13 protein-coding genes are annotated in these 14,351 nt (G+C 54.1%); 6 read left to right on the top strand and 7 right to left on the bottom strand.

Annotated features, from left to right (window positions below; translation table 11 throughout):
- Positions 1-22: 22 nt before the first annotated feature.
- Positions 23-1,039 (bottom strand): J domain-containing protein, encoded by a 1,017-nt coding sequence (locus tag M0220_RS03355; protein WP_264018672.1) that lies wholly within the window; start codon positions 1,037-1,039, stop codon positions 23-25.
- A 113-nt stretch (positions 1,040-1,152) separates the two neighbouring features.
- On the opposite strand from M0220_RS03355, the gene M0220_RS03350 reads away from it, so the two are divergent.
- From M0220_RS03350 to M0220_RS03325, 6 genes are all read left to right on the top strand, one after another.
- Positions 1,153-2,583, top strand: coding sequence for a hypothetical protein (locus M0220_RS03350; RefSeq protein WP_264018671.1), 1,431 nt, complete (start codon positions 1,153-1,155; stop codon positions 2,581-2,583).
- Between the two features lie 127 nt (positions 2,584-2,710).
- Complete coding sequence (locus tag M0220_RS03345; protein ID WP_030069953.1) at positions 2,711-3,400, top strand: CBS domain-containing protein; 690 nt, start codon at positions 2,711-2,713, stop codon at positions 3,398-3,400.
- A 506-nt stretch (positions 3,401-3,906) separates the two neighbouring features.
- Positions 3,907-4,686, top strand: a complete 780-nt coding sequence (locus tag M0220_RS03340) for a ThuA domain-containing protein (RefSeq protein ID WP_030069956.1) — start codon at positions 3,907-3,909, stop codon at positions 4,684-4,686.
- Positions 4,683-5,732 carry a Gfo/Idh/MocA family protein gene (locus tag M0220_RS03335; RefSeq protein ID WP_030069958.1) on the top strand — a complete coding sequence of 350 codons (1,050 nt, stop codon included), beginning with the start codon at positions 4,683-4,685 and terminating at the stop codon, positions 5,730-5,732. The genes M0220_RS03340 and M0220_RS03335 overlap by 4 nt, the downstream gene beginning before the upstream one ends.
- Before the next feature lie 103 nt (positions 5,733-5,835).
- Entirely contained in the window at positions 5,836-7,098 is a 1,263-nt protein-coding gene (locus M0220_RS03330) for an ABC transporter substrate-binding protein (protein ID WP_264018669.1), read from the top strand.
- Positions 7,099-7,190: 92 nt separating this feature from the next.
- Positions 7,191-8,183 (top strand): LacI family DNA-binding transcriptional regulator, encoded by a 993-nt coding sequence (locus tag M0220_RS03325; protein WP_030069961.1) that lies wholly within the window; start codon positions 7,191-7,193, stop codon positions 8,181-8,183.
- Positions 8,184-8,187: 4 nt separating this feature from the next.
- Here M0220_RS03325 and cdd read toward each other — a convergent pair whose 3' ends face one another.
- From cdd to M0220_RS03295, 6 genes are all read right to left on the bottom strand, one after another.
- A complete protein-coding gene (cdd, locus tag M0220_RS03320) occupies positions 8,188-8,595 on the bottom strand; it encodes a cytidine deaminase (protein WP_030069964.1) in 408 nt (135 codons plus the stop codon).
- Between the two features lie 23 nt (positions 8,596-8,618).
- Positions 8,619-9,344 (bottom strand): purine-nucleoside phosphorylase, encoded by a 726-nt coding sequence (deoD, locus tag M0220_RS03315; protein WP_030069966.1) that lies wholly within the window; start codon positions 9,342-9,344, stop codon positions 8,619-8,621.
- A gap of 210 nt (positions 9,345-9,554) precedes the next feature.
- Positions 9,555-10,799: a phosphopentomutase gene (locus tag M0220_RS03310; protein WP_264018668.1), complete on the bottom strand. Its 1,245-nt coding sequence runs from the start codon at positions 10,797-10,799 to the stop codon at positions 9,555-9,557.
- Positions 10,799-12,151, bottom strand: coding sequence for a thymidine phosphorylase (gene deoA, locus M0220_RS03305; RefSeq protein WP_264018667.1), 1,353 nt, complete (start codon positions 12,149-12,151; stop codon positions 10,799-10,801). Before deoA ends, M0220_RS03310 begins: the two co-directional genes overlap by 1 nt.
- Positions 12,151-12,957 carry a deoxyribose-phosphate aldolase gene (deoC, locus tag M0220_RS03300; protein ID WP_030069972.1) on the bottom strand — a complete coding sequence of 269 codons (807 nt, stop codon included), beginning with the start codon at positions 12,955-12,957 and terminating at the stop codon, positions 12,151-12,153. The genes deoA and deoC overlap by 1 nt, the downstream gene beginning before the upstream one ends.
- A gap of 83 nt (positions 12,958-13,040) precedes the next feature.
- Positions 13,041-14,324: a NupC/NupG family nucleoside CNT transporter gene (locus M0220_RS03295; RefSeq protein ID WP_030069974.1), complete on the bottom strand. Its 1,284-nt coding sequence runs from the start codon at positions 14,322-14,324 to the stop codon at positions 13,041-13,043.
- Between the last annotated feature and the right edge of the window lie 27 nt (positions 14,325-14,351).

The raw sequence follows: 14,351 nt of genomic DNA, 5'->3' as shown, positions 1-14,351 counted from the left end.
GTTAGTGTTAACACTAATCTGGTTAGGTGTTTTGCATTAAATAGTCATAGGCACTTTTGATCCGCTGAAAGCGCGTTGAGGCCATTGCTACTTGGTGTTCACTCGCCGAATAGAACCGGTCAGGATGGTGCAACTGTGCCATGCGTCGATAGGCGCGGCGTATATCGGCACGGTTCGCGCCAGGCGTCAGCCCTAATACCGCCAGCGCCCTAGTGGTTCTATCAGGGGGCGGTGAGGGGCGTTCTCCCTGTTGTTGTCGCTGTTGGCGACGTGTTTCTTCCTGCTGAGTCTGCTCTTGTTGCCAGCGCTGACGCTCTTGCTGTTGGCTGTGTTCTTGTTGCTTGCGGCGCTCTTTTTGCTTGTTTTTTTCTTGCTTGGCCTGCTCCTTTTGGGCCTTTTCTCGGCGGGCTTCGTTTTGTTGGTGCTGTTTATTTTGCCGCTTTTGTTGCTTTTGTTGCTGTTGTTCCGTTTTAGCACGTTGGCCCTGTTCTGCTTTTTCCTGAGCCTCTTTTGCCTTCTGCTCCGCAGCATGTGCATCGCGTGCTTTGCGCGCGTGATAGTCTGGATCATGCACTTGCCAATAAGCGTCTCGACTTGGATCCTCTGCCGGTGGTAGTGGCTTACCCATTAGCTCATGAAAAAGAGTGTTGAACGTGGCAGGCGTGACGTTTAGCAAGTCCGCAAGGAAACCTAGAATATAATGATTATTTAAGGATAAGTCGCCATCGTCGGTAGCAACAGTAATCGCTTGGTGAAGTATGCTTAGACTACGCTCGTTGGAACACTCTTTGCGCACCACCTCAGCCGCAAGCTGAATAGCTTGAAGGTCTTGGCTATGGGCAATACCCATCACTGGCCCAAGTTCGTGCCCGTGGCGAAATTGCGCGGTGACCTGGGCTAGACGGCGTCGCCGCTGGCCTTCGGTCACCTGTTGGCGATGCACAAGCACCCAAGCTAGCAATAGTAGTGTTGCCGTATCCACTTGGCTGCGGCTTTTTAGCAGCAACAGCTCAAAGGGTGAAAAACGGGCAATGGACATTCCCTGGCTCCAAGGCAAAGACGGTGACCGCAGCGGTGTTTAAACAGGCCAGCCTGATAATGATTGGCCATGGTATATCATCGCGTTACGCAATGAAGTAGGAGATTCGTTAGGTGATCAATGTTGAGCGTAAAAACAGCTTTCAGCTGAGGCTCACTCGACGGCTCAAGGAAGAAACGTCGCACACGCTCGATGTTTACCTATTTGTGCCCAAAGAGCTTGGGCTTAGCACCCATGTTATTTCCGAAGAAGCGTTTTATCACGGCGCGATCAACGTTTCACGTACTTACTATAGTGATGAGTACCATTTGCCGCTGGTTCACAGCCGGTTAGCGAGCCGCAATCAGCTAGGCAGCGATTCTTATCGGCTAAGCTTAAGTTTATACGCTTACCAATACGTTGGTGCGTTAGAACGAACGACACAGGCAATGCTGGTTCGGGCTCGAAAACTGCGTCATGCCCCCAGCGATCAGCGCCAAGAGAGTGGTGAGTTCCAAGAACTCGCCGATGCTCTCCGTGATCAACTCTATGAAATGAGCGATTTGAGCGAAGGCATTCTTAAACGGTTGCGTCGCAATTCGCCTACAGATGAGCGGCTCTATAAATACTTTGCCAATATCGATAATTACCTTTCTTGGTTTACTGAGCAGCAGCTGTTGGCATTAGTAGCGCATATGCCTCGTGGTGGAGAATTTAGTGAGATTAAGCGCCGCTTTATCATTGTCTGCCAACGGGAAAGTGATTACCGAAAAGAGCAGGAGTATAACGCTGAGCGGGTAATGGACGACCCTACCCGTATGTCGAATAAAATGCGCTTGTTACGACGACTTATTGAGCATCCAATTACGTTGAAACAGCGCGCCTTAGAGCTTGGCAGCGGCGAACAAAAAGCCGTAAAAGCATTGGCTACAGCAGTAGTAATGACCTTTGTATCACTGGGTGTGCTCCATTTACGCAGCGTGCTGGGTGATGTTACGGCGCTGTTTGTGCTAGCAATGGCACTGCTTTATGCGATGCGGGAAGTGTTTAAAGACGATCTACGTAATACGTTATGGCGCTGGCTTCGACGTGGAAGGCCGAAATGGCGTCGTCAATATATTGACCCCACCCGTAATCAATCGGTCGGACGGCAGTTAGAGTGGTTCGACTATAAACGCTATGCTGCACTGGATGAAGATATTCAACAAATGCGTCGCCGCACAGTCGCTCAACGTGAGGAAGAGGTGCTTCATTACCGTTCCAGCTCACGTATGTCACCCACCCGGTTTTTAAGCGGCTACGAACATACCCGTGAAACGTTGCATATTGACCTTTCCATGCTGACGCGCCTAATGAGCAAAGAGAAGCACTTCATTTACCGTTTGAAAGAAGGGCAGGCTGTTAGAGAGAGTGTTGAAAGGCGCCACCTGTTTAACTTGGTTATTCGTGAAACCGGGAGTGAAGACACAACCTACCTCGCTCGGTGGAAAGTGGTGGTGAGTCGCTCAGGTATTGTTGATGTCGAAAAAGTCGCTGAAGAAAATGTGGCTAAAGCCAACAAATAAACTGCGTTGGATCAATAGATTGCCACTGATGCTAGGCTCGCATAGCGAAATCTCCGGTTGCACACTAGTCTCAAAAGGTGAGCAATATAATTTGCGGCTGTAACCTTGCCGCCTGGAGGATGATACCGTGCAAGCTATCGACATTATGACACCCAACGTGGTGTGTGTAGGCCCTGACGCAAATGTGCGCGATATCGCACAGATGCTACTTGAACATCGCATTAGTGCCGTACCTGTGGTCGATGACGAGCGCAGGGTGTTAGGAATTGTAAGTGAAGGCGATTTGATGCGTCGCGTGAAGGATGAGACGGGTGATAACCGCTCTTGGTGGCTATCCCTTTTCAGTGCTGGCAAAGACGCAGGGGCATATATTAAATCTCATGGTCGCAAGGCGCATGAAATAATGACCCCTAATCCATTAACCGTCGAAGAGAATGCACCGCTGCATACCATTGCTCGCCTATTAGAAAAGCACCATATAAAACGTGTGCCAGTGGTAAGAGATGGAAAGTTAGTGGGTATCGTCAGTCGCGCAAACTTACTACAAGGAATTGCCAACGCGGTTGTTGCGCCGACCCAGTCGCCTGCGGACGATCGTTCTATTCGTGAAGCGATTCTCAAAGAGATCGACAGTAACACCGGCGTACGAACCGAAAGTTTCAGTGTGATTGTCGATGGTGGAGCCGTAGAAATTTGGGGGCTAGTCGAGTCTGCAGAACAGAAGCAAGCGGTGACTGTCGCGGCGGAAAATACACAGGGTGTAAAGAGTGTTGAAAATCACCTTGGTATGATGCCACGCGGGGCGGGCTATTTCTAATACGTTGTGTTTCTTATCTAAACAGCCCGTTGCCTTTGTGCAGCGGGCTTTTTTGTGGGCGCTAATGCGTAAAGCCAGTTAGTTAATGCTGACTGGCATTATCCTCTAGCCCATATAACAAAGCGGCCACCTCCCAAAGCGAGCACCGCACGTCATTCCCGAGTCACCGCGCCGTCATTCCCGAGTGGGGTTATCGGGAATCCACCTTGGCCTGCAGCAGCCCGAAACCCCAGGTCAACATGGATTCCCGCTAAGGGCATGCGGGAATGACGAAGTGGCAGGGCATGCGGGAATGACAAGGACGGCTCGGAGGGCTGGGGTGGAGTCATCGTCAGGCACTTATTAAATTAAACAAAAAAACCAGTCCATCGGCTAATGCGCACTCTTTTTGCTCGTAAAAAGCGACTAAAGTTGTACTTAAGTAAACGTTTACTCTTTGCAAGTAAACGTTTACTTTAAGCCTCGAAGGTCATTTTTGAAGATGTTTTATTTCGCAAGGAGAATCTATGAGCATTAACGTGACCGTATGGGGAGAAAACGTCCACGAGCAAACCAATGATGTCGTGGCGCGTATTTACCCTAAGGGCATGCACCAGTGCATCGCCGAAGGTTTAAACGAAGCGGAAGGCATAAATGCCTCTGCCGTGACGCTGCAGGATCCTGAGCAAGGCTTGAGCGAAGCAACGCTTGAAAGCACGGATGTACTGCTATGGTGGGGCCACGCCGCCCATGGCGATGTATTGGAGGAGACGGTTGATCGCGTTCAAAAGCGCGTGCTCCAGGGCATGGGCTTGATTGTGCTGCATTCTGGGCACTACTCGAAAATCTTTAAGCGCTTAATGGGAACTACGTGTTCACTAAAGTGGCGTGAAGCGGGTGAGCGGGAACGGCTTTGGGTGGTGAACCCAGGTCACCCGATTGTTCAAGGGCTGGGGGACTATATCGAGCTGCCCCATACCGAAATGTACGGCGAACCGTTTGCGGTGCCCAATCCTGATGAAGTGATCTTTATCAGTGCCTTTGAGGGGGGGGAAGTATTCCGCTCTGGTCTGACCTATAAACGTGGCAACGGTAAGATTTTCTACTTCCGTCCCGGCCACGAAACTTACCCGATTTATTACGATGCTCAAGTGAAAACTGTGTTGAAAAACGCCGTGACTTGGGCGCGCCCAGAAGGCTCACTGTGGGTCGACAGCTGCCCTAATGTTCCCGCTGACCAAGCGCCTAATCCGGTCGAAATTAAAGGTGAAAGCCTGCATAAACCCGGCGAGGAGGGTTTTAAATGATCCGTTTAGCGATAATTGGTGCAGGCAGCATGGCTGGCGAGCACGCCAAGCATTTTGGCCGTCTTGAAGGCATCGAGGTAGTTGCCGTGTGCGACCGAGACCTGGCTAAAGCCCAGGCGTTTGCCGAGTATCACGGCATTGCCGACGTGTATCAAGACCTTGAGGCCATGCTGGCTCGGGATGATATTCATGCGGTAAGTAACGTCACTCCAGATGGTGTTCACAAAGCCACGTCGCTGGCCGCTATTGCCGCTGGCAAGCATATCCTGTGTGAAAAACCGCTGGCGACAAATGCACAAGATGCTCATGAAATGGCGGTTGCTGCCCAGGCTGCTAACGTGATCAACATGGTTAACTTAAGCTACCGTGATGCTCCGGCTATTCAGCATGCGCGTGCGCTGATTGCGGGAGGCGCGATTGGCCAAGTTCGTCATGTAGACGCCAGTTATCGGCAAAGCTGGCTGGTGAGTAACGCCTGGGGGCGCTGGAATGAAGATAGCCAGTGGTTGTGGCGGCTTTCCGAGTCCCACGGCAGCAAAGGCGTATTAGGCGATGTCGGCGTGCACATTGTCGACTTTGCCAGCTTCCCTGTGGGCGACATTACCCGCGTTAACTGTGAGCTAACCTGCTTTGAAAAAGCGCCAGACAATCGCATTGGTGAGTATGTGCTGGATGCCAATGATACGGCGCTGATGAGAGTGTCATTTGCCAATGGCGCAAAGGGCACTATTCAGGCTACTCGTTGGGCAACCGGGCATCACAACTCGCTGGCGCTGAGTGTACACGGCGATAAAGGAGCGATTCGTATTGACCTGGACGCCTCAAAAGAGGATGTGCAGGTATGTCTCGATGATGACGTACATCCCGCTCGCTGGAGCACCGTGAAAGCACCGCCCACGCCGAGTATTTACCAGCGCTTTATCGAAAGCATTCGCAGCGGGGATAACGATCAGCCAGATTTTGCGCGCGGCGCGGCGATTCAAACCGTACTCGATGCCTGTTTTGTATCAAGTCAGGAAGATCGCAGCCTAGCAATTGCCAGCTAGGCGGTTGGCTCTTCAAATAACAAAATACTAACCCGATTAAGTTAACGAGCACCCTATCTACTAATAACAATCCTAACTACCAATAACAATCGAGGTGAATGCTATGCGTCATTACCTGCGCTCATCAGCGGTGCTGCTTGCCTTGCTGCCCGCAACGCTGCCTGCCATGGCGGCTGAAATTACCATTGCCTGTGGCGATGGTGGGGCAGCAGACTTCTGCCCTGTGTTAGCTCAGCGCTGGGCAGAAGCTAACGGCCACCACGTCAATATTGTCACCACGCCAGCATCGGCCACTGAGAAGTTGTCGCTTTATCAGCAGCTATTAGGCAGCCAATCCCAAGATGTGGATGTGCTGATGGTGGATATTGTGTGGCCAGGGCTACTTGCCGACCACTTGGTTGACCTGAATAAGCACTTGCCGGAAGGCGCGGCTGACGGCTTTATTCCCTCGCTGATGGACAATAATACCGTGCAGGGCAAGCTGGTGGCATTGCCGTGGTTTACGGATGCAGGGTTACTCTATTACCGCCATGACTTGTTGGACAAATACGACGCCGACGTGCCAGAAACTTGGCAAGCGTTGACTGACACTGCGCGGCATATCCAGCAGTCTGAACGCGACGCAGGTAATGCGCGCATGCATGGGTTTGTGTTTCAAGGGCGTGCCTATGAAGGGCTGACCACGAATGCGTTGGAGTGGATAGCCAGCTACGGTGGCGGCACCTTTGTGAATGCTGATGGGCAAGTCACCATCAATAACCCCCACGCCATCGAGGCGATCGCACTAGCAGCCTCTTGGATTGGGGATATTAGCCCGGAAGGCGTGCGCAACTATATGGAAGAAGAAGCACGTGGGGTGTTCCAGGCGGGTAATGCCGTGTTTATGCGCAACTGGCCTTATGTCTGGTCGTTAGGGCAGGCTGATGGCACACCCATTCAAGGTAAGTTTGGCGTCGCGCCGTTACCCAGTGGGCCCGAAGGGCAGTCTGTCGCGACGCTTGGCGGCTGGAACTGGGCGGTTTCGCGCTACTCAGAGCACCCTGATATCGCCGCTGACCTAGTGGCTTATCTCACGGCTGAGGAGCAGCAGAAAGCTCACGCCATTGAGTTTGGTCGCAACCCGACGCGGCCCGTGCTCTATGAAAATGCCGAGGTATTAGAAGCTCACCCGTTTATTGGCGAACTTTATGAAACCGTCATGAACGGTGTACCACGTCCAGCGAGCGTGACAGGCGAGTCGTATCCGCGGGTGTCGAATGCGGTATTCAACCGCGTGCATGATGCCCTATCCGGTGACATCTCCCCCGAACAAGCCATTCAGCAGCTCGACAGCGAGCTTTCCCGAATCGGGAGGCGCGGTTGGTAAGGCAATAAGTTGGTAACACTATTTGTCATCATGCCTGACGTTTTCCAGCGCAATTTTTGGCACAATCAACAGCCAAATCGCTGAGGCATGGCATGAAACAGACCAAACAGGGCGCCCAAACGGCAACCATACGTGAAATAGCCCGACGGGCCGATGTTTCTATTGCATCGGTCAGTCGGGCGCTTAATGGTAAGCCTGGGCTAAGCGACGCGTTGCGGGAAAAAATTCTCACCATTAGCCGCGAGGTGGCGTACCAGCCTAGCGCGGCGGCTAGGCAACTGATTAGTGGTAAAGCGGCGGTGGTCGGTATTTCCTTGGGGCGTCAGGATATCGAGCTGCGCCCCTACTATATTTTGTTGTATCAACACTTAACCGTGGCACTGCACCAGCAGGGCATGGTGCCGATCTTTTTCCACCATGCGCAAACTGCCGAGCTTCCCGAACGGGCGGGCGCGGCTATTCTGCTGGGTGAAACCTCTGAGGATGCGCGCCCCAGCTTGCTAGAAAATGCCGGCGTGCCTTTTGTACGTATTGGCAACCCAGGGCAAGGATTTTCGGTTGCACCGGATGATGCTCAAGGGTTTTATGAAATGACGCACCACCTCATCGCGCAAGGGCGTCGCCGGCTCGCCTTTGTCGGCGGTGAACTGGAAATGCCGCATCCTCATAGCCGTTTAGAGGGCTACCGACGGGCGCTTGATACAGCAGGACTTTCTGAGCAGTTGATTAGCCTGCCGCACCGCTTTAGCTCAGATTCACTAACCAGCTATCGCTATTTAAATCGGTTGTTGGCGGATATGCCAAGCGGCCAAGCACTGCCATTTGATGCGCTACTGTGCGCCACCGATGAGCTGGCGCTAGGCTGCGTTGCTGTATTGGAAGACAGGGGAGTCGACGTGCCTCGCCATGTCGCAGTGACCGGCTTTGATGACCTGCCAACCCTTGCCACTGGGCTAACGACCATTCGCCAAGATATTGCGGCGATTGCGGCAATGAGTGTCGAGCTGTTGGGTGAAGCGCTAGCAGGTAAAGCGCCCCGGCATGTATCGCTGCCGGTGACGCTAGTCATGCGGGAAACTGGGTGAACACTTAGCGCGGTGGTAGTTGCTCGGGCCCGAAGGCGTCAGGCAGTAGTGTTTCCATGGTGTAGGTTTTCAGCACATCGCCCTGATGGGAAAGCACCATGATTTGTGTTTCTGGGGTAGCGAATTCACGGATGCGCTGGCGGCAGTCGCCGCAGGGGGTGCACAGGTGCTCACCTGGCCCCATCACGTACACCTTGGCAAGCTCGCGCTGACCAGCGGTAATCATGGCGGAAATCGCCGAGGCTTCCGCACACAGCCCCTTATAGTGCGCCACTTCCACGTTGGCGCCCGCAAACTGCTGACCATCCGGGCACTCCATTACCGCGGCCACCGGGTGATTAGAGTAGGGCGCATAAGCATTGCCCAAGGTGGTCAGCAGCGTGTCAACCAGTGCCTTATCCGCTTGGCTCATGGCATTATCCTCATAAATGGCGATTAGGCCTTAGCGGCATCGTCGCGCAGTACTGTGTCTAGCGCAATCGTCATCATATCGTTGAAGGTGGTCTGGCGGTCGGCGCTGGAGAGCGAGTCACCTTTCAGAATATGGTCAGATACCGTGCAGATGGTTAGCGCGCGAGCGCCAAACTCTGCCGCCACGCCGTAAAGGCCTGCCGCTTCCATTTCCACACCCACGATGCCGTAGCGCTTGAGCAGTTCAGCCATTTCGGTTTGCGGGTTGTAGAACAGATCCGCTGAGAAGATATTGCCGACTTTTACCGGCACATTCTGCGCCTTGGCAGCTGCTACCGCGTGGCTGGTCAGCTCAAAGTCAGCGATGGCCGAGAAATCGTGGTCGTTAAAGCGCATACGGTTCACTTTGGAATCGGTGCAGGCACCCATGCCAATGACCACGTCACGCACGTTGACGTCGTCGCGCACCGCGCCGCAGGAACCCACACGAATAATCGACTTAACGCCGTAGTCGGTAATCAGTTCTTTGGCATAAATAGACACTGACGGTATGCCCATGCCGTGGCCCATGACCGAAATTTCACGGCCCTGGTAAGTGCCGGTATAACCGAGCATGCTGCGTACATCGTTGACCTGACGAACATTTTCCAGGTAAGTGTCGGCGATGTACTTGGCGCGTAGCGGGTCGCCGGGCATCAGAACGGTATCCGCGAAATCGCCCATCTCAGCATTGATATGTGGTGTTGCCATAAAACGCTCCTATCTAAAAAATGATTGGCCCGAACAACCCTAGGCGGGGGCGCTGTAAACCCTTCCCTGGGCGCTACTTTCGCCATCTGACCGCCATGGATGGCGGAAATGCCGGAATTGTTGGGAACATTTTCCGGCCTTGGCGAAAGACCCCCGCTACGGGTTGATACTGGCCTTGCACAATAGTGTGTAATGATTTGTCATCGGCCTTTAAGCCGCTTTAGGTAAAAAGCTCTTGCCGTCTTCCATCGCTTCAACGGCGAAGAAGGCGGCTAATGTCTGGCCGATATCGGCAAAGGTGCCGCGTTCGCCTAGCGGGCCGGGGGCAAACCCTGCGCCATGCACCATCACCGGCACATATTCGCGTGTGTGTTCAGTGCCTTCCCAGCTGGGGTCGCAGCCGTGGTCGGCGGTGAGCAGCAACAGGTCATCATCGTTCAGTGCGGCAAGCAGTTCCGGCAGGCGGGAATCGAAATGTTCAAGCGCGGCGGCGTAGCCCGGCACGTCACGGCGGTGGCCGTACACCGAATCAAAATCAACAAAGTTGGTCATGATCATGGTCGGGCGGTCGCTGGATTCTTGAGCGGTGCGTGCTACTTCACTAAGCGTGGCTTCCATCAGCGCATCGTGACCGCTGGCTTTGATCTTATGGGTAATGCCGCAATGGGCGTAGATATCCGCGATCTTGCCAATCGAGACGACCTCACCGCCCGCATCTGCCAGTTTCTGCAGCACGGTGGGGCTGGGTGGCTCGACGCTGTAGTCGCGGCGGTTGCCGGTGCGGGCAAAGCTTTTGCTGTCATCGCCAATAAACGGGCGGGCAATCACGCGGCCAATGTTGTAGGGCGCAAGCAGTTCGCGCACGGTTTCGCATAGGGCGTAGAGACGCTCTAAACCAAAGTGTTCCTCATGGGCGGCAATCTGAAACACGGAATCTGCTGAGGTATACACAATCGGCTTGCCGCTTTGGACGTGCTCTTCACCCAGGCGGGCGATGATCTCGGTGCCAGAGGCGTGGCAGTTGCCAATCACACCAGGCAGATCGGCTTGTTGCACGATTTTTTCCAACAGCTCGGCGGGGAAGCTGTTGGTTTTATCAAGAAAATAGCCCCAGTCAAAGCGTACTGGTACGCCAGCAATTTCCCAATGGCCGGAAGGGGTGTCTTTGCCGCTAGAAATCTCTTTGGCGTGGGCGTACGCGCCTTTTAATTGGGTCGGTAGGCTAACGCCTTCAGCCACGCTTCCTGTTGCATCGCGATGGGCGTGGAACAACCCAAGCGCCGCCATGTTTGGCAGTTTCAGAGGACCTGAGCGTTCAGCGGTATCGGCGTCACCGCGGGCGCAGGCGGCCGCGATGTGGCCCAGGGTGTCAGCTCCCTGGTCGCCAAATTTGTCAGCGTCGGGAGCGCTACCAATTCCAAACGAATCAAGGACGACTACAATCGCACGACGCATTAGGCTTCTCCTCGGAAGGTGTCTTGAAGCAGGGTGTCCGCTACGGCAACGTCTTCGCCAAGGATCATGGCGGCACGTAGCTGAGCAGCGGCGCGGTTGGCTGCCTCTTCACTGCGGGCGTGGACCATGGCGAGCGGGCGTTGGCTATCGACGCGGTCGCCAATCTCGACAATATCGCTAAAACCGACGCTGTGATCGACGCTAGCGTCGTTGCGCAAGCGGCCACCGCCTAGCTCGACTACGCTCATACCGACGGCGCGGGTGTCGATGCGCTGTACGATACCACTCTGCTCGGGATACACCGGCTGAATGACCGGTGCAGTAGCTAGGTAGCTATCCGAGCGTTCCATAAAGTCGGCGGGGCCACCCAGCTCGCGCACCATCTGGGCGAAGACTTCCGCGGCCGCACCCGATGTGAGTGCTTTTTCCAGCTTAGTCAGGGCTTCTTCACGGTTAGCGGCCAACTTACCCGCCATCAGCATTTCTACCGCAAGTTCACGAGTAACCTGCATCACACGGCTATCAGAACGTTCGCCGCGCAGCAGGGCTAGGGTCTCGACGATTTCGACCGCGTTGCCAGCGCAGGGGGCCAGCGGCTGGCTCATGTCGGTGAGCAGGGCCGTGGTCGGCGTGCCGGCCTGGGTCGCCACGTTGGCGATGCTCTTGGCAAGCTCGCGGGATTTTTCCGGCGTGGGCATAAAGGCGCCGCTGCCAACCTTAACGTCCATCACTAAGGCGTCTAAACCGGAGGCCAGCTTTTTACCTAGAATAGAGGCGGTAATTAGTGGAATGGATTCCACGGTGGCGGTCACATCACGTACGCCGTAAATGCGTTTATCGGCGGGGGCCAGGTTGCCGGTTTGGCCGATAATCGCTACACCGGTGGATTTCACCACGCTGCTAAAGCGTTCTGGCGCAGGGTAGGGGTCGTAACCGGGGATCGATTCCAGCTTGTCCAGGGTGCCGCCGGTGTGGCCAAGGCCACGACCTGAAATCATCGGCACAAACGCGCCGCAGGCGGCGACCCAGGGGCCGAGTACCAACGACACTAGATCACCAACGCCGCCAGTGGAGTGTTTATCGACAACTGGGCCTGGGAGGTTGAGGGAATCCCACTGCATGACATGGCCGGAGTCTCTGGTCGCTGTGGTCAGTGCAACGACTTCTTCACGGCTCATGCCATTTAAGAACACCGCCATGGTGAAGGCACCAATCTGGGCATCGCTGATGCGATCATCGGCAATACCCTGCACGAAGGCTTTGATCTCTTCCGCTGGAAGCGGCTGTTGATCGCGCTTCAGGCGAATCAGTTCCTGAGGCAGGAGAGCGTGATGGGAAGCGGTAGACGACATTAATAACCTCCTTCAGTCGTGGAGAGTGAGACGCCACTTAACGTATTCAATAAATTACCCAGCAGGCTGGAAGCACCAAACCGGAAGTGTTCAGGCGTTACCCACTGTGGGCCCATAATATTAGTAGCAAGTGCTAGATACTCGGCTGCTTCTTCAGCGGTGCGCACGCCGCCGGCGGCTTTAAAGCCAACATCTTTTCCGCTGGCTTTAATCACGTTGAGCATGATCTCAGCGGCTTCCAGGGTGGCGTTTGTTTCAACCTTACCCGTCGATGTTTTAATAAAGTCTGCGCCACCTTCAATAGCCAGTTCACTGGCACGCTTGATAAGCGCAGGATCTTTGAGTTCGCCCGATTCAATGATGACTTTTAGCTTTGCTTGGCCGGCGCAGGCGGCTTTGCACATTTCGACCAGCTCAAGGCCGGTGGCTTCATCGCCTGCCATTAGCGCGCGGTAGGGAAATACCACATCCACTTCATGGGCACCGGAAGCGACGGCGTCGCGGGTTTCACGGGCGGCGCCCATGATGTCGTCACCACCGTTAGGAAAATTAGTAACCGTGGCAATTTTAACCTGGTCATTGAGCTTATGAGCGGTTAACGCACGCTGCGCGGTAACCACAAATTGGGGATAAACGCATACCGCTGCTGGGTTGCCAAAGGGTGTTTTAACTTGCTGGCAGAGCGCTTCAATCGTGCTATCGGTGTCACTGTCGTTTAGGCTCGTTAGATCCATGAGGGTGAGTGCTTGGCGGGCAGCTTGGGTAAGTTGGGCTTGAGTGTGCTGAGGAGAGGCAGTCGCAGTCATGGAATTCTCACAGATAAATAAAAGACAAAACGGGCACTGCGTAAAAACAGCAGCGCCCGTTGCAAAGGGTCGTACACGCTGCGTTAAGCTGTGGCGCTACTCAACGCAATAAAGAAGCCAGCAATAGAGGCTGACATTAGATTAGAGAGTGTACCGGCTAATACGGCCTTCACGCCAAAACGGGCAATCTCTTTGCGGCGAGTAGGAGCAATACTGCCTAAACCGCCCAGCAAAATGGCAATGGATGACAGGTTGGCAAAACCACATAATGCAAAGGAAAGAATTGCCATGGTGTGCGGTGTCATCATTTGACCTGTGGCGGCTACCACCTGTTCCCCATCAATGTAGGGAGCCAAGTTGATAAAGGCTACAAACTCATTCACCACCAGTTTTTGACCTATGAACGAGCCCGCCAGCGTGGCCTCTTCCCAAGGGACGCCAAGTAGAAAGGCAAGCGGTGCAAACAGCCAGCCGAGAATCAGTTCAAGGCTGAGTGATTCAAAGCCAAACCAACCGCCAATGCCGCCTAAAATGCCGTTAATAAGGGCAATTAGCGCAATAAATGCGAGCAGCATGGCACCGACGTTGGCGGCAAGTTTCATGCCTGACGTGGCGCCCGCTGCCGCTGCATCCAATACGTTGGCGGGTTTATCTTCCTGCTCTTTAAGCTCTTCTTCTACCCTAGAAACGCTGTCGCTATCGGTCGCGTCTTGAGTTTCAGGCATGATCAGCTTGGCAAACAGTAGGCCACCCGGTGCCGCCATAAACGAAGCGGCGACCAAGTATTCCATGGGTATACCCAATGCTGCGTAGCCCGCCAGTACCGAGCCGGCCACCGATGCCAGGCCACCGCACATCACCGCAAACAGCTGAGAAGGTGTCATACGGGCAATAAACGGACGTACTACTAGAGGCGCTTCGGTTTGGCCAACAAAGATGTTTGCCGTGGCAGAAAGCGATTCGGTGCGTGAAGTGCCAAGGGCTTTTTGCAGTGCGCCGCCTAAAATCCGAATAACCCACTGCATGATGCCTACATAATAAAGTACCGCGATGAGTGACGAGAAAAAGATAATCACGGGGAGTACTTTAATAGCGAAAACAAAGCCGACGTTGTCGACATCGGCTAAGCCGCCAAACAGAAAGCCAATACCGTCATTGGCGTAGACCAATACTTGGCTAACGCCGGACGAAATAGCTTGTAAAACTGCTTGGCCAAAGGGCACATACAGCACAAATGCGCCAATACCCGCCTGAATGGCAAAGGCGCCGAGCACGGTGCGTAGCCGAATCGATTTACGGTCGTAAGAGAAGATAAGTGCAATGATTACCAGCGTAACCATACCTACCAGGCTCATGATGAGGGTCATGTGGGTACCTTCCGAGCGTGTGAAGTG

The sequence above is a fragment of the Halomonas qinghailakensis genome (assembly GCF_025820815.1).
Classification (GTDB): domain Bacteria; phylum Pseudomonadota; class Gammaproteobacteria; order Pseudomonadales; family Halomonadaceae; genus Vreelandella; species Vreelandella qaidamensis.
The sequence above is the reverse complement of the archived record's forward strand: the minus strand, read 5'-3'. Positions and strand labels throughout refer to the sequence as shown.